Annotated in this window: 19 protein-coding genes; 6 read left to right on the forward strand and 13 right to left on the reverse strand. The window is 38.8% G+C overall.

Translation table 11 applies throughout. The features are described 5' to 3' along the window. Window positions 1-15: 15 nt before the first annotated feature. Window positions 16-753 (forward strand): DUF2884 family protein, encoded by a 738-nt coding sequence (locus QQS39_RS04645; RefSeq protein WP_151434468.1) that lies wholly within the window; start codon window positions 16-18, stop codon window positions 751-753. A 173-nt stretch (window positions 754-926) separates the two neighbouring features. Next, window positions 927-1,877: a siderophore ABC transporter substrate-binding protein gene (locus QQS39_RS04650; RefSeq protein ID WP_285805471.1), complete on the forward strand. Its 951-nt coding sequence runs from the start codon at window positions 927-929 to the stop codon at window positions 1,875-1,877. A 121-nt stretch (window positions 1,878-1,998) separates the two neighbouring features. Here the strand turns inward: QQS39_RS04650 and hemW are convergent, their stop codons facing one another. From hemW to QQS39_RS04675, 5 genes are read right to left on the reverse strand one after another with little or no spacing between them, the layout of a single operon-like run. Continuing rightward, window positions 1,999-3,129, reverse strand: a complete 1,131-nt coding sequence (gene hemW / locus QQS39_RS04655; protein ID WP_196736043.1) for a radical SAM family heme chaperone HemW — start codon at window positions 3,127-3,129, stop codon at window positions 1,999-2,001. Continuing rightward, window positions 3,122-3,715, reverse strand: a complete 594-nt coding sequence (locus QQS39_RS04660; RefSeq protein ID WP_285805472.1) for an XTP/dITP diphosphatase — start codon at window positions 3,713-3,715, stop codon at window positions 3,122-3,124. Before QQS39_RS04660 ends, hemW begins: the two co-directional genes overlap by 8 nt. A gap of 13 nt (window positions 3,716-3,728) precedes the next feature. Beyond that, window positions 3,729-4,286 carry a YggT family protein gene (locus QQS39_RS04665; protein WP_151434472.1) on the reverse strand — a complete coding sequence of 186 codons (558 nt, stop codon included), beginning with the start codon at window positions 4,284-4,286 and terminating at the stop codon, window positions 3,729-3,731. 18 nt (window positions 4,287-4,304) lie between these two features. Continuing rightward, on the reverse strand, window positions 4,305-5,123 hold the full coding sequence (proC, locus tag QQS39_RS04670) for a pyrroline-5-carboxylate reductase (protein WP_196571374.1): 819 nt from the start codon (window positions 5,121-5,123) through the stop codon (window positions 4,305-4,307). 14 nt (window positions 5,124-5,137) lie between these two features. Beyond that, window positions 5,138-5,836 carry a YggS family pyridoxal phosphate-dependent enzyme gene (locus QQS39_RS04675; protein ID WP_151434474.1) on the reverse strand — a complete coding sequence of 233 codons (699 nt, stop codon included), beginning with the start codon at window positions 5,834-5,836 and terminating at the stop codon, window positions 5,138-5,140. Between the two features lie 21 nt (window positions 5,837-5,857). Here QQS39_RS04675 and QQS39_RS04680 point away from each other — a divergent pair, with 21 nt between their 5' ends. Beyond that, window positions 5,858-6,862 carry a type IV pilus twitching motility protein PilT gene (locus tag QQS39_RS04680; protein ID WP_151434475.1) on the forward strand — a complete coding sequence of 335 codons (1,005 nt, stop codon included), beginning with the start codon at window positions 5,858-5,860 and terminating at the stop codon, window positions 6,860-6,862. 47 nt (window positions 6,863-6,909) lie between these two features. Here QQS39_RS04680 and ruvX read toward each other — a convergent pair whose 3' ends face one another. The 4 genes from ruvX to rsmE form a co-directional block, all read right to left on the reverse strand. Then, a complete protein-coding gene (gene ruvX, locus QQS39_RS04685; RefSeq protein ID WP_151434476.1) occupies window positions 6,910-7,329 on the reverse strand; it encodes a Holliday junction resolvase RuvX in 420 nt (139 codons plus the stop codon). Continuing rightward, window positions 7,329-7,892, reverse strand: coding sequence for a YqgE/AlgH family protein (locus tag QQS39_RS04690; RefSeq protein WP_023581015.1), 564 nt, complete (start codon window positions 7,890-7,892; stop codon window positions 7,329-7,331). The genes ruvX and QQS39_RS04690 overlap by 1 nt, the downstream gene beginning before the upstream one ends. Before the next feature lie 141 nt (window positions 7,893-8,033). Further along, window positions 8,034-8,990 carry a glutathione synthase gene (gshB, locus tag QQS39_RS04695; RefSeq protein ID WP_023581014.1) on the reverse strand — a complete coding sequence of 319 codons (957 nt, stop codon included), beginning with the start codon at window positions 8,988-8,990 and terminating at the stop codon, window positions 8,034-8,036. 10 nt (window positions 8,991-9,000) lie between these two features. Then, window positions 9,001-9,732, reverse strand: a complete 732-nt coding sequence (gene rsmE, locus QQS39_RS04700) for a 16S rRNA (uracil(1498)-N(3))-methyltransferase (RefSeq protein WP_151434477.1) — start codon at window positions 9,730-9,732, stop codon at window positions 9,001-9,003. Between the two features lie 473 nt (window positions 9,733-10,205). On the opposite strand from rsmE, the gene QQS39_RS04705 reads away from it, so the two are divergent. Beyond that, entirely contained in the window at window positions 10,206-10,637 is a 432-nt protein-coding gene (locus tag QQS39_RS04705) for a prepilin peptidase (protein ID WP_285805473.1), read from the forward strand. Between the two features lie 113 nt (window positions 10,638-10,750). Here QQS39_RS04705 and QQS39_RS04710 read toward each other — a convergent pair whose 3' ends face one another. Both QQS39_RS04710 and QQS39_RS04715 read right to left on the reverse strand, forming a co-directional pair. Further along, window positions 10,751-11,419 carry a DsbA family protein gene (locus tag QQS39_RS04710; RefSeq protein ID WP_285805474.1) on the reverse strand — a complete coding sequence of 223 codons (669 nt, stop codon included), beginning with the start codon at window positions 11,417-11,419 and terminating at the stop codon, window positions 10,751-10,753. Beyond that, window positions 11,407-12,279 carry an MBL fold metallo-hydrolase gene (locus tag QQS39_RS04715; RefSeq protein ID WP_151434480.1) on the reverse strand — a complete coding sequence of 291 codons (873 nt, stop codon included), beginning with the start codon at window positions 12,277-12,279 and terminating at the stop codon, window positions 11,407-11,409. Before QQS39_RS04715 ends, QQS39_RS04710 begins: the two co-directional genes overlap by 13 nt. Before the next feature lie 105 nt (window positions 12,280-12,384). Here QQS39_RS04715 and QQS39_RS04720 point away from each other — a divergent pair, with 105 nt between their 5' ends. Further along, window positions 12,385-13,305: a LysR family transcriptional regulator gene (locus QQS39_RS04720; protein ID WP_285805475.1), complete on the forward strand. Its 921-nt coding sequence runs from the start codon at window positions 12,385-12,387 to the stop codon at window positions 13,303-13,305. On the opposite strand, the gene QQS39_RS04725 is transcribed toward QQS39_RS04720, so the two are convergent. After that, window positions 13,282-14,208, reverse strand: coding sequence for a LysR family transcriptional regulator (locus QQS39_RS04725; RefSeq protein ID WP_285805476.1), 927 nt, complete (start codon window positions 14,206-14,208; stop codon window positions 13,282-13,284). The genes QQS39_RS04720 and QQS39_RS04725 overlap by 24 nt on opposite strands. A gap of 112 nt (window positions 14,209-14,320) precedes the next feature. Between QQS39_RS04725 and lysA the strand changes: the two genes are divergently transcribed. Continuing rightward, the gene (lysA, locus tag QQS39_RS04730; RefSeq protein ID WP_285805477.1) at window positions 14,321-15,562 is read left to right on the forward strand and encodes a diaminopimelate decarboxylase; all 1,242 of its coding nucleotides are present in this window, start codon (window positions 14,321-14,323) and stop codon (window positions 15,560-15,562) included. Between the two features lie 113 nt (window positions 15,563-15,675). Here the strand turns inward: lysA and fadE are convergent, their stop codons facing one another. After that, window positions 15,676-18,123, reverse strand: coding sequence for an acyl-CoA dehydrogenase FadE (fadE, locus tag QQS39_RS04735; protein ID WP_285805478.1), 2,448 nt, complete (start codon window positions 18,121-18,123; stop codon window positions 15,676-15,678). Window positions 18,124-18,226: the final 103 nt, after the last annotated feature.

Raw genomic sequence — 18,226 nt, forward strand, 5'->3', positions numbered from 1 at the left:
TTCAGGAGAGTTGTTATGAATTTAAGAAATATTGCTGTCACACTGTTTTTTGTTGCGGGTACAGCAAATGCATCACCCAGTTTTGATTGCGCTGTAATGCCAAAAGATGATTTACGCATCACCTCTGAATTTGTTGAAGTTGCTGGTTCACATGGTTTAATGGTTATTTATCCTGATGGCACATTATTTCAAAATGAAAAAAGTGCCACACTGACACCTCAACAACAAGAATTAGCCAAAAAATATCAAGCAACAGTAAGACGAGACGTACCTTGGTTAAGAACTGAAACAGGGGTAAAACTGCAAGATTCTCGCAAAGTGCTTGATAAAGTCGTGATTGAAGCTTTTGGTAAAGAAAGTAATATCCTCAATAGGTTAAGTCGATTAGAGAAAGATCTTAATCAGCAAATGGATAGAGTGGTCAGCATAGAGCCGAATAACATTACGTTTCATTCTCAAGCCATTAAAGAAGTTGAAACCAAAGGTCGTGAAATCGTAGAAAGCAGCCTAGGTGGTATGTTGCAAGACAGTATTAATGAATTGGGGAAAAAACAGTTATTAGCCGCTGCTGGTGGCGACAGTAAAAAAGCCTTAGGCGGATTATTAGGAAGCTTAGATGGTTTCCAAAAGATTATAGATCAGGAGTGGAAGCAGCAAGAAGCCGCGTTTACTCAATTTGGTCAGCAAGCTTGTAGCAAAATCACACAGATGGAAAATCAACGTGTTGAATTAATTAATGCATTAAAGAAGTAGCTGCTCTGCCTCTCTAATGATTAGGTTATTAACCAGATAATTAATGAGCTTTACAAATAGCAAACTCACAATAATTGAAAATAATAATGAAAATCATTCTTGTTCAATTGACTTGTGGGGAGAGCTGTTTAGAATGCCCTGTTTGAGTATTCCACTTAAACAGGGCAAAATTAATGAAGAAGATCCTTCCTTTAGTTATCGCATCTATCCTTTCTGTAACGAGTTTCTCAGCGTTAAGTAAAACGCCAATTGAATATCAACCTAACCAAATTATTAGTCAACAGAATGACAAAATGGTGATTAAGCATCTGTTAGGTGAAACGTCGGTCACTAAGAACCCTTCAAAAGTTGTTCTATTTGATTTTGGTTTATATGATTCTTTAGTTCAGTTAGGTTTAGCCGATAAAGTGGTAGGGTTGCCGTTAGGTAATGCACCTGCTTATATTAAAGGAAGTATTGCAAGTAACGTTGCTAATGTCGGAGGTATGAAGTCGCCTGACTTAGAAAAATTAGCAGAGATTAAACCTGACTTAATTATTATTACAGGTCGTCAAGGTGCGTCTTATGAGGCTTTAGCGAAAATTGCACCTACTGTTAATTTAGGGACTAATAGTGCTAATTATCTCAATTCTGTTGAGTCAAACATCAAATTATTAGGTGAATTATTTGATAAACAGCAAGCGACTCAAGAGCAACTTACTAAGTTAAATACAGTTATTGAGCAAGCTCAGAAAAAAGCGGCTGGATCTGATAAAAAAGTATTAGTTCTAATGCATAATGATGGCAATTTAATGCCTAATAATCAAAGCGTTGTTTATGATGTCGTTAAAGCGAAGCGTGCTGAATTACCGCCGGTTGCTGAAGAAGATAAAGGTAAACGTCGTGTTGTTACCTCTGAAATGATCGCAAAAGCGAATCCTGATGTTATTTTAATTGTTGATCGTAGCGAAGCAATTGGCGCAGGTAAATTAGAGAAAGCCACCTTTGAAAATAATGAAGTGAAAACAACATCGGCTTATAAAAATGGCGATATTGTTTATCTGCAAGCAGATCTTTGGTATCTCTCTGGAGGGGGATTAGATAGCTTAACTAAGCAGATTGAAGCGGTAGAAAGCGCACTTTAAGATTTCTATAATCGTTTAAGCCGCTTTATCATAAATAAAAAATGCCCATATTATGAATGAACTGATCTCAGTTCAATAACAGTATGGGCGTTTTTAAATTAGCTATTTGAAATCAGCAATATTAAAGAAATAGCTCAAGTAATGAATTTAAAAATAGCTTGCCGTGAGGGGTTATTTGCCAGTGAGAGTCAGTTTCACTGATATAACCTAATGACAATGCTTCATCTATTTGATGGCGAATCACTTCTTCAGAAAGCCCCGTGTAATCACTGAAATCTTGTCTTGGAAATGCTTCTAATAGACGAAAACGGTTCATAAAAAATTCAAATGGACGGTCATCATTATCAACAAAATTTTGCTGGTGGAGATAACGCCCCTCCATAAAACCTTTAGGGTGCTTGGTTTTGACTGTTCGCATTATGCGACCATCTTCAAAGCTTATTTTTCCATGAGCGCCACAACCGATACCTAAATAATCACCAAAACGCCAATAGTTTAAGTTGTGCTCACACTGAAAGCCCGGTTTACAATATGCCGATGTTTCATATTGTTGATAACCTGCGGCTGTCAGTAATTTATCGCCTTGTGAGAAAATATCCCACAGCATATCGTCATCAGGTAATTTAGGTGGACGAGAGCCAAATTGTGTATTGGGTTCAATGGTTAATTGATACCAAGATAAATGTGGTGGAGATAACTCTATTGCTTGCTGTAAATCTGAAAGCGCTTGAGATAATGATTGGTCTGGCAACCCATGCATTAAATCTAAATTAAAGCTACGTAAGCCTAATTCTTTGGCTAAACGAGCCGCATTTTTAGCTTCATCAGCATCATGAATACGCCCTAGGCGAATAAGCTTATCGTTACCAAAACTTTGCACACCAATAGAAATACGATTGACACCCGCACGCTGGAATCCAGAAAAACGTTCAGCTTCTACGGTTCCTGGATTTGCTTCCATAGTAATTTCTGCATTAGGGCTAACAGCAATACGCTCTTTCACACCATAGAGTAAATCAGCCATTGACTCAGCGCTTAATAAACTAGGTGTACCGCCACCAATAAATATTGTTTGTACTTCACGGGAGCCAACGTGAATAAGATCGGCATCTAAATCATTGAGTAAATGTTGCACATATTCCTGATGTGGTACTTCTCCTTTTAAGGTGTGTGAGTTGAAATCACAATAAGGACATTTTTGTACACACCAAGGAATATGAATATACAAACTTAATGGGGGCAACTTAAGCATTCTTAAGGGCATCCAACATTAATTTAAGTGCTTTACCGCGGTGTGAATGCTGATTCTTTTGCTCTTTAGTTAATTGTGCAGCAGTACAATTTAATTCAGGAACAAAGAAAATAGGATCGTAGCCAAATCCACTTTCACCGTGCATTTCTGTGCTTAATATACCGTGCCAAATACCGTGGAAAATCAGCGGAGTTGGATCGTTTTCATGGCGCATATAAACCAATACACAGTTAAATTGAGCTTGGCGTTTTTCAGCAGGTACATCTTTCATTGCATCAAGCAATTTATCCAGATTTTGCTGATCGCTTGCATCAACACCCGCATAGCGTGCGGAGTAAATCCCTGGCGCGCCACCTAATGCATCAACTGAAATACCTGAGTCATCGGCAATGGCAGGTAAACCTGTCACTTTTGCGGCATGACGCGCCTTAATTAGCGCATTTTCAACAAAGGTTAAGCCTGTTTCTTCAACAGAATCAACACCAAGCTCTGTTTGAGCAACAATATCTAAACCAAAATCAGAAAGCAAAGAGGCTAGCTCTTTGACCTTCCCCGGATTTCCTGTTGCGAGAACGACTTTTTGCATGAGTGTTATCCTCTTAGTAAAGGGTTACGCTAAGTAGCCATTGTAAAACGTCTACTCGTAGATAATTCAGAGCGTAAAGTACAAGAATAACAATCATTGCAGAGAAATCTAAACCGCCCATTGCCGGAATTACACGACGAATTGGCGCCATTAAAGGTTCTGTTAATTGATATAAAAGATGATCAATTGGGTTACGACCTTGGCTTACCCAGCTAAGAATTGCGCGGATAATGATCAACCAGAAAATCATCTTACCGGCTGCTGTGAGCAGTTCAATAAAGGCAAATGGGAACATTAAAGAGAAAGGAATAGATGTCCCTGATAAGTAAGATGGAATAATAATACCAAGCAGAATGAGGATATAGGCTAATAAGACTGAAGCGGTATCAATAGGACCAATAGAAGGAATAACACTTCTTAATGGACGAACAATTGGCTGTGTGATTTTGACGATAAATTGTGAAAAAGGATTATAAAAATCAGCTCTGACACATTGCATCCAAACACGTAATAGAAGTACGGATGTGTAGAGTTGAAGAAGAGTCAGAATGACGAAATTTAAAAAATTCATTAGTTGGCCCTGATGAAATTAAAATTGTTTTTCCATTTCTTGCGCACGTTTAATTGCAGCTTGCATGGCAGAAGCGACGTTTTCAGGTAATTTTCCTTCATAAAACTGCATAAGTGCAGCCGCTGTCGTTCCACCTTTTGATGTTACTTGCTCACGTAAAGTTGAGAAAGGCAACATATGTTGTTTCTCAGCTAAAGCGGTAGAACCACTTGCGGCTTGTTGCACAATAGCTCTTGCTACTTCAGGTGAAAAACCTAAACGTTCAGCTTCTTGTTGCATGGATTCCATAAACAAGAAGAAATAAGCGGGTGCACTACCAGCAACGGCGATAATATCATTGATGGCAGATTCTTGCTCTACCCAAACAGTTGTTCCGACACTTTTCATTAATTCGTCGGCAAACTGTTTATCTTGAGATGAAAGTGAATTGTGCGCAAACATACCACTTAAGCCTTTACCTACTAATGCCGGAGTATTTGGCATAATGCGAACAAGCTGTAATTGAGTCGCAAAATAGTCGTTATAACGTGTAGCAGGAATGCCAGCAGCGATAGTAAGGACCAACTTTTTACTCATTGCGATATTTTGTAAGGGCTTACAAACTTCTTCCATCATTTGTGGTTTGACTGCCAGCACAATGACATCCGCTTTTTGAACGGCATCAATATTGTCATTAGTACTATGAATGCCGAACTCTTTTTCTAAAGGTTCACGGCGAACGGCAGAAGGTGAGCTGACGGTTATCTTATGTGCTGGATATCCACCTTGAACCAACCCTGCAATAATGGCATGAGCCATATTCCCAGCGCCAATAAAAGCGATGTTACGATGTTCCATATAAACCTCTATTTCTACTTAGTCGCGTAATCTCTTGCGCCAAAAATTGCTGTACCAATACGAACGAGCGTTGAACCACAAGCAATCGCCGCTTCCATATCACTCGTCATTCCCATAGATAACGTATCTATATTGGGATATTGAGATTGTAATTGCTTAAATGCGAGATGCATTTTTTTTAACACTTCAACTTGTTTGTCATACTCACTTTCAGGTGCTGGGATCGCCATTAATCCACGTAATTTAATACCTGAAAGAATAGAAATTTGCGCTGCTAACCCATCAAGCTCTGTCAGATTAATACCTGATTTACTATTTTCATCACTGATATTGATTTGAATAAGCACATTTAATGGTGGCAATGTGTCAGGACGTTGGTCACTTAATCTTTGCGCAATTTTTAATCTATCAATGGTATGGCACCAATCGAAATTCTCAGCAACAAGGCGTGTTTTATTTGACTGTAAAGGACCGATAAAGTGCCAAACTAAGCTGTTGTTATTAGCAAAATAATGGATTTTATCAACACCTTCTTGGACATAGTTTTCACCAAATTCAGTTTGTCCACATGCTATTGCTTTTTCGATGTCACTCGCAGGTTTTGTTTTACTCACTGCAAGTAGTGTTATTTCTTCTGAAGAACGGCCGCATTTCTGCGCTGCTGTGTCAATGTGAGACCTGACATTGACGAGATTCTGTTTAATAGTATTCATGGCAACTCAGGAGATAATAAGATGAAAATGGAAAATTTAATTGCATATAGTGTAAAGCATAACGCTTCGGATCTGCACCTTTGTTGTGGTGATGTACCTCGATTGCGGATCAATGGGATACTTTATCAACAAAATCAATGTAAACCTATCACTTCTGATAGTCTACTCACGTGGCTCCTGCCTTTTTTGAGTGATGCTCAAAAGCAAATTTTTGAGCATGAAGGGCAGGTTGATATGGCACTTACGCTGTCTTGTGGGCAACGACTTCGTGTTAATTTATTTCGTCAACAAAAAGGTGTTTCCGCCGTATTAAGGATCATTGAAACACAAATTCCTTCTTTAGATAAACTTCGAGTACCCAAGTCGGTTTCAACATTATTAGATAATTATTCTCATGGGCTTATTTTAGTGACTGGCGCAACCGGAAGTGGGAAATCATCGACATTAGCTGCAATGATCAATCATTTAAATCAATATCAACGTCAGCATATTTTGACATTAGAAGATCCTATTGAATTTATGCATAGTAATAAGCAAAGCATTGTACAGCAAAGGGAAATAGGGCGAGATGTTCAACATACAGCAAATGCAATAAAGAGCGCTCTACGCCAAGATCCGGATGTCATTATGTTGGGTGAATTAAGAGATGCACAAAGTATTCAGTTGGCATTAACGGCGGCAGAAACAGGGCATTTAGTGCTGGCAACATTGCATACTCAAGGAGCAGTACAAACGCTTGAGCGCGTAACTAATGTCTTTACAGGTAATGAACGTCAATGGGTTTCATCACAATTAGCGTGCAGTTTAAAGGCGATAATTTCACAAGAGTTAGTGCCTTCAACTGAAGGTGGGCGTGTGGCATTATTTGAAATAATGCAGGTTACGCAGGGTATTTCGCATCTTATAAGAGAAGGCAAATACCACCAAGTGACAACATTAATGCAAACAGGTAGCGAATACGGAATGCAAACCTTCATGTTAAGTCGGCAGCAACGCCAACATGAAGGTTTAATTCAAGCGGAGTGATAACTTATAAGTAAAAATAAGTGGTGTCACAAGGTGGAACTTATGTTTTAAAACTGCTGTTCAAACCAGCTTTCAAGAATAATAACGGCAGATGCTGCATCTACACTGCCTTTATCTAAGGAACGGTAACCACCACGTTCAAAAAGATGAGCGCGAGCTTCTACGGTGCTAAGGCGTTCATCATGCAATGCAATTTGTACACCAAATCGACCATGAAGGCGATTAGCAAACTTTTTAGCTTGAGTTGTGACTAACTGTTCGGTGCCATCCATATTAAGAGGTAAGCCGACAACCACTAAATCAGGTTGCCACTCTTTTATGATTTTTTCGATTAGAGTCCAATCAGGAATGCCATCTTTTGCTTTAAATGAGGCTAATGGTCTTGCGGTTCCTGTAACTTCTTGACCGATGGCGGCACCAATGCTTTTAGTACCGAAATCAAAGCCCATTACCGTTCTGTTTGACATTATGCATGACCCGCTATTGGTGAAATGGTGTGGATATTAATCCCAATTAATTCAGCGGCTTTATGCCAACGTTCAGCAATAGGTGTATCGAAAATAATTTGAGGCGAGGCTTCAACTGTTAGCCAGCTATTTTCTAAGATTTCTTTCTCTAATTGGCCTTGTTCCCAACTGGAATAACCTAGAGAGACTAATGTTTTTTCTGGTTGTCTTGCTGTGCCTAAGGTTTCTAATACATCTTTGGATGTTGTGATCATTGTGCTGTCACTAATTTTAATGCTAGAGCTAAAACCTGAAACTGGAGTATGCAAGATAAAACCATGTTCTTCTGCAACTGGGCCTCCTGACATCACAGGTTTTTGTAAGCTAATCGCTTCGTCTCTATCAGTCGAAAAAATTTCCAGTTGATCTAATACACCTTCCACAGAGATGTCTTCGATAGGTTTATTAATAATTAAGCCCATCGCACCGTTTTCATTATGTTCGCAAACATAGACGACCGAGCGTTCAAATAACGGATCGCTTAATGAAGGCATAGCAATAAGAAAATGGTTAAGTAAATTCATAATAGTCGTACTGTTCCCTGATCATTTTTATTAAAAAACCTAGCCCTTTATACATTGTTTTTCTTAATGTATACCATTTATTGATTCATATATGGGGGCTAGGTTCATGCTTTTAAACCCGTTAATCTTTGTGTTTAAAAGTTAGTTTTTCTTGTTTAAGCGTACTTCAATGGCATCCATTAACATGCCTGTAATAGAAACATCAGGATAAGCAGCTTCAATTTCACGGGCGCAGGTAGGGCTTGTCACGTTAATCTCAGTTAAACGATCGCCAATAACATCTAATCCAACAAAAATAAGCCCTTTTTGTTTAAGAATAGGTGCGACTTGGCGCGCAATTGCCCAATCACTTTCTGTTAATGGGCGGGCTTCTCCACGGCCACCAGCAGCTAAGTTGCCTCGCGTTTCACCTTTTGCAGGAATTCGAGCTAAGCAATAAGGCACTGGTTCGCCATCAACAACAAGAATACGTTTGTCGCCGTTAACAATTTCAGGTAAGAAATTTTGTGCCATACAGAAACGGTGACCATGTTCTGTCAATGTTTCAATAATAACACCTACGTTTGGATCATCTTTTTTCAAGCGGAAGATTGATGCTCCCCCCATACCATCGAGTGGCTTGAAAATAACATCACCGTGTTTTTCATGGAAAGCACGTAAATGCTTAGCTTCACGAGTGACTAATGTGTCTGGTGTTAATGTTGGGAACCATGCAGTAAAGAGCTTTTCATTACAGTCACGTAAGCTTTGTGGTTTATTAACGATGAGTGTTCCCATATCTTCAGCGCGTTCTAAAATATAGGTTGCGTAGATAAATTCGGTATCAAAAGGCGGATCTTTACGCATTAAAATGGTATCTAGTTCACCTAAAGCAATATCCTGCTCTTGGCCAAATTCAAACCATTTTTCTGGGTTTTCTTCTACGCTGAGTAAACGAGTGTGAGCGCGTGCTTCACCTTGGTGTAGGTAAAGATCGTTCATCTCCATATAATGAATTTCCCAGCCACGGCGTTGTGCTTCTAATAGCATCGCAAAGCTGGTGTCTTTTTTGATTTTGATGGATGAAATAGGGTCCATCACAATACCTAATTTAATCATTACTTCTCCTTTATCCCAGATCGCCGAACCGAACCTGCAAAGCGGTGATTGCGGTGAGTGCTGTTGTTTCAGTTCTTAATACACGAGGACCTAATAAAATATCAGTAAAATGGTGTTCTGCTGTCATGGCGATTTCTTCAGGGGAAAGCCCACCTTCAGGGCCAATCAATAAACGCACTTTTTTAACAGGTAAGGGTAAGGTATTAATACTTTGGTTAGCCCTAGGATGTAGATTGAGTTTTAAACTATCATCATTTTGAGCGCACCATTCTTCTAATGACATCACCGGCATTAATTGTGGGATGCTATTTCTACCACATTGCTCACATGCCGAGATAATAATTTTTTGCCATTGCTGATGTTTTTTCTCTAAACGGCTAGGGTCAAGTTTAACACCACAGCGTTCTGAGATCAGTGGAGTGATCGTATTAACACCTAACTCAACTGATTTTTGGATCGTAAATTCCATTTTCTCGCCTCGTGAAAGCACTTGCCCTAAATGGAGGTCGAGAGGGGATTCTTTATCATCAACAATGCCTTCATTAATTTGCACAGTGACTGACTTTTTTGTGCTTTCTATGATTTCAGCATCAAATACCTGATTTGAACCATCAAACAGTGCCAGTTTTTGCCCAGTAGACATTCTTAATACACGCCCAACATGATTAGATGCTTCTTCATCTAATGCTGTTTGAGTACCTGCTGTGAGTGGTTCTGGATGATAAATGCGAGGAATACGCATAACGTGAAACCCTTACGTAAAAGATGGTTAACCGTGATAAATAAAATATGTGATATGCATCATACGCATGACATTATGGCATGCAAGTTATCACTTTGCTTTTGTCGTTATTATAGCGTGGATCTTATTGCGTGTTTTGTCGCAAAATTTCATGTTTTCATTGTAATTAGAAAGAAAATTCTCGGTATTAAATGGATACTCTTATACAGTCGTTTAACAAGGATAACGAGGTATCTAAGGAGTAGATATTTATGCCATTAAGCCGTTGTTGTTTTATAAAAACACCTTTGCTCTCTTTTTTGAATGACTTTCTTATTTTTATTAAGTTTTGTCTGCCTTTTTCTCTCTTATTTTTGTTACCTAAAACCCGTCGTAAACAACTTGTCATAAGCTACCTTATTATTTGTTTATATTGGTCTTTTTCAATTTATTCGTTTTCTTTATTGATAATACTTTCTGTACTAAGCTTTTATTTGTTAATACTCTCTTTCTTTGATGCTGACTATTTTCTTTTGCCTAATACGCTAACTTATTGGCTAATATTTTTAGGGTTGTTGTGTAATTACACTACATATGGATTAGTGTCTTTTGAATATGCTTTTTATGGTTTTCTAGGTGGTACGGGGTTTTTTTATAGCATCTATTTATGGGGATATTTTATCTGCCAAAAATGTATTTTAGGTTTTGGCGATGTGAAATTATTTGGTGCTATTGGTGCATGGTGTGGATTTGAAAAATTACCCTATATTCTTTTGCTTGGCTCTTTTTTAGGATTAGGTGTGTATTTTACAGTATTAATCACAATAAAAGATCACATAAAAAAAGTGGCATTTGGCTCTTGTCTTTCATTTTCAACATTAATGGTATTAGGTTGCTATTTTTCGTCTTATAATCTCTTTAATTAATTGATTTGAATGATTTTTTATGAGTTATAGCAAAAATACAAAATAGTAAGAATAATAAGAATGGAAATAAAAAAGGCAGTGTGCGGAAATTAATCCGCACACTGAAAAGAAGATTATAGGTTTTCTTTTATAAATTGCTGCCAACGTTTTGTATCACCTAAATATTTTTCAACCGATATCAGGCGATAACCTTGGTTATCTTCAATAAATAAAGTCGGAAAACCTCGACCATTTACTTGGTTCATTAATTGTTGTGTTTGGCTTAAGTGCTGTTGAATTTGAGTTTCGCCAATTTCGGACAGTAAGGACGCAAATTGTTCAACATCAAAGCCAAGTTTTTTCACAATAAATAGCAATGTATCTTTGTCACTGATATTTAAGCCATCAAGGTAATAGGCCTCTTGCAGTGCTTTTAGTAAATAAACACCACGGTTTCCCATTTTTTCAGCAACAAGGATCGCTGAAATAGGTAACAGTGAATTTAATACCATTTCAGTGTTACCAAGAGCGTCATGGTATGCGCGACTAAAAACTTGACCTGATAATTGGCTAATACGCTCATCAATTGGCGTAACATGCTCTTTCCATGATTGACCACCCGTTACTGCTCTTGCGGGTGTAAACAATCCACCACCATGTAACTTAATGGAATTTGGAAATGCATTGCTTACTGCTTCAATCAGGGGCGCAATACCGTAGCACCAACCACAAAGAGGATCATAAACATAGTGCAATATTTTAGTACCTTGGGTATTACCTGTATTGCTTGTTACTGAGGCCACTGCATCTCTCCTTTTAGTACTTTTGCACTAAGCTCTAAACTTGATTTATCTGCTAAATTCTGATGATTTTTTTCCATCGCTGCAATAAATTCATCTGAATTTTTCGTCTTTTCAAGATTTTTCTCAGCTTCAATCAGGTAATTCATTGTAAAGTCAACTGCTTGTAGATCATATGTTGCTTTTGGTAAATAGTGACCAGGAATAACAGTTTTTGGAGATAGTGATTTTATTTGCTGTAACGCGCTAACCCAATGTTGGCGTTCTGCCACGGTTTGTGTATCTGCTAACCAAACATGAATATTTTCAGAAACTAAAACACCACCCATCACTGCATTAAGTTTTGGAACATACAGGTATGTTCTATCTGGAGATAGTCCGTCTAAACCTTTGACTGAAATAGTTTCACCTTCTAGAGAAAAACTATCACCTTTTAGTACTTCAGGAATGATAATTTTCTGAGGGGCATTTTCTTTAAGTACAGGCCCCCAGTAGGCAAGTTTTCCTGCTTGGGTTTCGTTAATGGCTTTAATGGTGGGTGCTGTAGCAATGACTTTGGCATTTGGAAATGCCTTAGTAATGACATCTAACCCAAAATAAAAATCAGGATCAGAATGGCTGATATAGATATAAGTCAGGTTTTTTCCAGAGGCTTTTATTTTGTCAACCAACGCTTGTGCATCATTTTTTTGAAATTGTGCATCAATTAATACAGCATCTTTATCGCCATAAATAATTTCAGAAGAAACTGGGAAAACACTCGCTTCTCCTGGGTTATAAATATCTAATGTTAAATCAGTTGCTAGCGCTGATGTTGCGAAGAAGGCGGTAGTTGCAAGTGTTAAAGGAAGTAATTTTTTCATCTTTTGTTTTCTCCATAATGTTGTTGCTGACTATAATATGTTGCATAAAACAAGAGAAAAACCCTATTTTAGGCAATTGATTGTTGCGTAAATCGAGCAAATGAAATGGATAAAATAAAAGCATCAGAAGTGTTTGTCACCATTGTGAAGCAGGGAAGCATGATAAAAGCTGCTGATTATCTAGGTATGTCTAGAGCGATGGTGACGCGATATTTAAATGAAATGGAAGAGTGGGCAGGGGTGCGTTTATTGCACAGAACGACACGCAAACAAAGCCTAACATCAGTAGGTGAAATGGTATATGAACAGAGTTTACAGCTATTAGAAATGGCTGAACGTATTCCTGCCAATATTCCGAAAGAACGTCATCAAATCAGTGGGCTTGTTCGTATTACCAGTTCACAATCATTAGCAAATAGTATTTTGTCAGTAGCGATATGCGAGTTTATGCAACGTTATCCTTTAATTGCGGTTGATTTACAAATTACCAATCAAACCGTGAATTTGGTGGAAGAACGTATTGATATTGCATTGCGTATTACAAATCACCTTGAACCTAATTTAATCGCACGCTCGCTAGCAACATGCCTTTCGGTGGTGTGTGCGCATAAAGATTACTTAGCAAAAAAAGGCATACCTCAAACGCCAGATGAACTTGCTCAGCATCAATGTTTAACTTATCGATTTTTTGGGCGTAGTTTGTGGGAATTTAATTTAGGTGATGAACGTTATTCAGTGCCTGTTGGCGGTAATTTAAGTGCAAATGAATCGGTTGTTTTATTGCAAGCTACATTAAAAGGAGTAGGTATATCGCTACAACCTTATTATTCAGCCAAACCTTATCTTGAAAGCGGTGAATTAGAACAAGTTTTGCCTGACTATCAAGCGCTGCCGATGGGAATTTATGCAGTTTTAGCGAGCCGACAAAATATGCCTGCGGCTGTCAGAGTATTGTTGGATTTCTTAGTAGAGTGGTTTTCATCATCACCTTATTGGCTTGCTTTATCGGGTAAAAGCTTGGGTTAGTCGCTTAGGGTAGTCTGATAATGTCTTTTTCATCACATCAATAAAATAGGCAACAAGTTGTGATGAAGGGCGATGTGATGGGGTAATTAAGCTGATGGTAAAGGGGATTGAAAAGCTTAAAGGACGAAGACAAATAGGCTTATCTAAGTAATCAAGTGCAGTAATCGGGTTAACAATTGAAATGCCGATATTTTCACTCACCATGGCACAAATAGAGGCAGCACTTTGCGTTTCCATCACTAGCTGTCGTGTAATTCCATCTTTAATAAAAACGCTATCAATCAATTGTCGGTAGCTATCATTGGCTGACAAGCTAATAAAATGCTGACTTTGAAAATCAGCAGGATTTAACAATGGCTTGTTACACAATGGGTGAGACTTGGGTAAAACAGCGACTTCATTGAGTGTAAGTACAGTTTCTTGTTGGGTGCCCGCAGGTGTTTGTGTGTGTTCAGTCAATCCTAAATCATAATGTTGAGCCGATAGCCACTCTTCTAATAACGGGGATTCTTGAGGAACAATGGTTAAGTTAACATCAGGATATGTATCTAGAAATTGTCGGCAAATTGAAGGTAACAATGATTGAGCAAATGCGGGCAAACAGGTGATATTCAATTCTGCTTGGTTAAAATGGCGAATGTTTTCAGCAGCGTTAATTATTCTATCTAAGCCATAATAAGAACGCTGTACTTCCTCAAAAAAGCGCAACCCTTCAGTTGTGGGTTGTAAACGGCCTTTTATTCTATCAAATAATTTAAATGCTAATAGATGCTCAAGACGAGATAACTCTCTACTGACAGTGGGTTGTGATGTTTTCAGTAACTCTGCGGCTTCAGTCAGATTCTGAGTGGTCATCACTGCATGAAAAATTTCAATATGCCGCCAATTAAAAGGAGCTTTCATTGTCCATTCCTATATCACAGATGAATAGAGTGTAGCTTATTTGATATTTTTATTCCCTTTTAAGTTAATAAATAATGAATTTATTCACCCGCGACTTTTATGAGTAGATAACATGACAACATCAATAACTATGGCTCAATACCAATTAGCACAAACTTATGGAACGCCATTATGGATTTATCAAGGCGATACAATTTCTCAGCGTATTGCTCAGCTTAAATCTTTTGATGTGGTTCGGTTTGCTCAAAAAGCATGCTCCAATATTCATATCTTACGTTTAATGAAAGCACAGGGTGTGAAAGTGGACTCAGTGTCATTAGGAGAGATTGAACGTGCTTTAGTTGCGGGTTATCAAGCTGGCAGAGAAAAAAGTGAGATTGTCTTTACGGCTGATTTACTGGATGAAAGAACCCTTGAACGTGTTGTGGAGTTAGATATTCCTGTTAATGCTGGCTCTATTGATATGCTTCGTCAATTAGGTGAACGCAATCAAGGGCATGCGGTGTGGATTAGAATTAACCCCGGATTTGGTCATGGGCATAGCCAAAAAACCAATACGGGTGGAGAAAACAGTAAGCATGGTATTTGGTATGAAGATGTGCCTGAAGCGTTAGCGGTGATCCAACAATACAATCTAACTTTAGTCGGTTTTCATATGCATATTGGCTCTGGTGTTGATTATCAACATCTTTCTAGTGTCTGTGATGCTATGGTAGAGCAAGTGCTTACCTCTCAAGTTGATATTCAGGCTATTTCGGCAGGAGGCGGATTATCAACGCCTTATCAAGAGGGTGATGCAAAAGTCGATTTAGATCACTATTTTTCTTTATGGGATAAGGCACGTCATCGTATTGCACAACACTTAGGGCATTCTGTTGAGTTAGAAATCGAGCCGGGACGTTTCTTAGTGGCGGAATCAGGTGTATTGATTTCACAAGTAAGAGCCGTTAAATCAATGGGAAGCCGTCATTATGTGCTGGTGGATGCTGGATTTAGTGATTTAATGCGTCCTGCAATGTATGGCAGTTATCATCACATTTCAGTTTTAGATAGTCATGGTCAAATAAAACCAATGACAGAATTACAAGAGACGATTGTGGCAGGTCCTTTGTGTGAATCTGGAGATGTTTTCACTCAAGAAGAGGGAGGAATGGTCACACCTCGTTTATTGCCTCAAGCACAGGTCGGTGATTATTTAGTTATTCATGATACTGGGGCTTATGGTGCTTCAATGTCATCTAATTATAATAGCCGACCACTTATTCCTGAAGTACTGATAACAAAGGGTGTTCCTCAATTAATTCGTCGTCGCCAAACAATAGAAGAGTTATTAGCGTTGGAGTTAGATCTCTAATTTATTCTTTTTATTAAACATGCTTTATTGAAAAATAAAAAAACACCTCATGACTAACCGTGATGAGGTGTTTGTGTTTTATCAAGGGGGAGTATTTCCCTTTATATCTGTTGTTAAGCAGCTTTGTCTGTTTTGACTTTGTCAGCTTTCGGCTTTTTTGCAGGTACCGCCAATGCATCAAAGTCAAGCTCATCAACATTGATACTCCGCAAGCGGCTCTGTTCTGCTTTACGTAAGATATCGGCTTCTTCTTGAGTTACGCGTTTATCAGCCAGTGCTTTGTCCGCTAATTTATCTAATTGAGTAAAGCTAAACTTCTTCTCATAAAGGCGACAAATACGGTCAAAAATAGGCTCAGCGGCTAAGATATCCAGTAGTGCTTCTTCCATTAAACCATGTGGATTATGCTCGCTCGGTGTTAAGTACTGACCTCTACCAATGCGATCACGAGTTTCAGAAGGTTGTTGAATAAGTTGTGCTACTTTGCTATCTAATTTATCTGATGGTAATTTTTGAGCTTTACCCAGTGGGAAAATAATTGCACGCATAGTTCCTGCGATAACACGGCTTGGAAAATTGCGTAGCAGTTCATCAATTGCATTTTCAGCTTGGTATAAACACTCTTTTACGCTCCAATGTACCAGAGGTAAATCCGCAGTATGGCGTCCTTCATCTTCATAACGCTTAAGAGCGGCAGAAGCGAGGAAGATATGACTTAATATGTCACCTAAACGTGCTGAAATACGTTCACGACGTTTTAAGCTTCCACCTAAAACGCCCATTGAAACATCAGACAATAGCGCCATATTGGCACTTAGGCGGTTAATTTGTTGATAATAACGACGGGTTTCATCATTAGTTGGAGAATGACTTAATCGACCATTAGTGATACCTAACCATAAACTACGTAAGGTATTACTTGCCACATGACCAATATGACCAAATAAAGCGCGGTCGAAATCATGTAGGTTATTATCTCGTGCCGCTGCAATTTCATCTAATACATAAGGATGGCAACGAATAGCACCTTGACCAAAAATGATCATGCTACGAGTTAAAATATTGGCACCTTCAACTGTGATGGCAATTGGAGAGCCTTGATAAGAACGTGCAACAAAGTTTGATGGCCCAAGGCAGATCCCTTTACCACCAACGATATCCATTGCATCGATAACGCCACGTTGCGCTCGATGAGTACAGTGATATTTCACGATAGCTGATAATACAGCGGGTTTTTCTCCCAGCATAATACCCGTAGTAATTAAGGTCGCTGCAGAATCTAAAAGATAGGCGTTACCAGCTAGGCGTGCTAATGGTTCTTCAATACCTTCCATTTTGCCAATTGGAATTTTGAACTGACGACGGATGCGAGAATAAGCACCTGTTGCCATTGCCACACTCTTTAACCCACCAGTAGAGTTTGAAGGTAGAGTAATGCCTCGACCAACAGAAAGACATTCCACCAGCATTCTCCAACCTTGACCAGCCATTTTTGGCCCACCAATGATGTAATCGATAGGAACAAAAACATCTTTACCACGCGTCGGCCCATTCATAAAGGGTACGTTCAATGGGAAATGACGATGACCGATTTCAACACCTTTGACATCAGTTGGAATTAACGCGCAGGTAATGCCTGGATTTTCATCATTACTTAATAGATGGTCAGGATCGCGTAATTTAAATGCTAATCCTAATACGGTCGCGATAGGAGCAAGCGTGATATAGCGTTTATTCCATGTTAAACGAAGACCAAGTACTTGCTCGCCTTGCCATTCACCCATACAGACAACACCACTATCAGGAATAGAGCCAGCATCAGAGCCAGCTTCAGGGCTTGTTAAGGCGAAACAAGGAATTTCATCACCTTTAGCTAAACCTGGTAAATAACGTTTTTTCTGTTCATCAGTACCGTAGTGTTGCAATAGCTCACCGGGACCTAAAGAGTTAGGTACACCAACCGTGATGGCTAAAATACCAGATACCCCTGATAGTTTTTGCAATACGCGTGATTGAGCGTAGGCTGAAAATTCTAACCCGCCGTACTCTTTTTTAATGATCATCGCAAAGAAGCGATTATCTTTAAGGTATTGCCAAATTTCGGGAGGTAAGTCAGCTAGTTCATGAGTAATTTCAAAGTCATTTGTCATGCGACAAACTTCTTCGACAGGTCCATCAAGGAAAGCTTGCTCTTCCGCAGTTAGCTGTGGTTTAGGGTAATTATGAAGTTGTTTCCAATCGGGAGCGCCTCGGAAAAGCTCGCCTTCCCACCATGTTGTACCCGCATCAATAGCTTCTTGTTCAGTTTTAGACATAGAAGGCATGACTTTTTGAAATGCTTTAAGTGCAGGTACTGAGATATAGGCTTTACGAATAGAAGGGATAGCAAAGGGTAATAAAACCAATGCAACGGGAAGGAGTAACCAGTAACTCCAAATATTGGCGACACCCATGACTAATGTATAAGCAATAAGTGCGAAGCTACTTATTGCGATACCGTATTTGCGATAACTAAGTACACCAATAAGAACAATAAAAAGTACGATACTGAGTAGTGTCATAATAAACTCCTGTATTTAGCAAGAGATCAGAGGTCAGACCTGTTGTTTGTTATTTAGATCTAATCCAGTCACTAACTTTTATCAATATATTTACATTCTAATT

It is taken from the genome of Proteus appendicitidis, assembly GCF_030271835.1.
Lineage (GTDB): Bacteria > Pseudomonadota > Gammaproteobacteria > Enterobacterales > Enterobacteriaceae > Proteus > Proteus appendicitidis.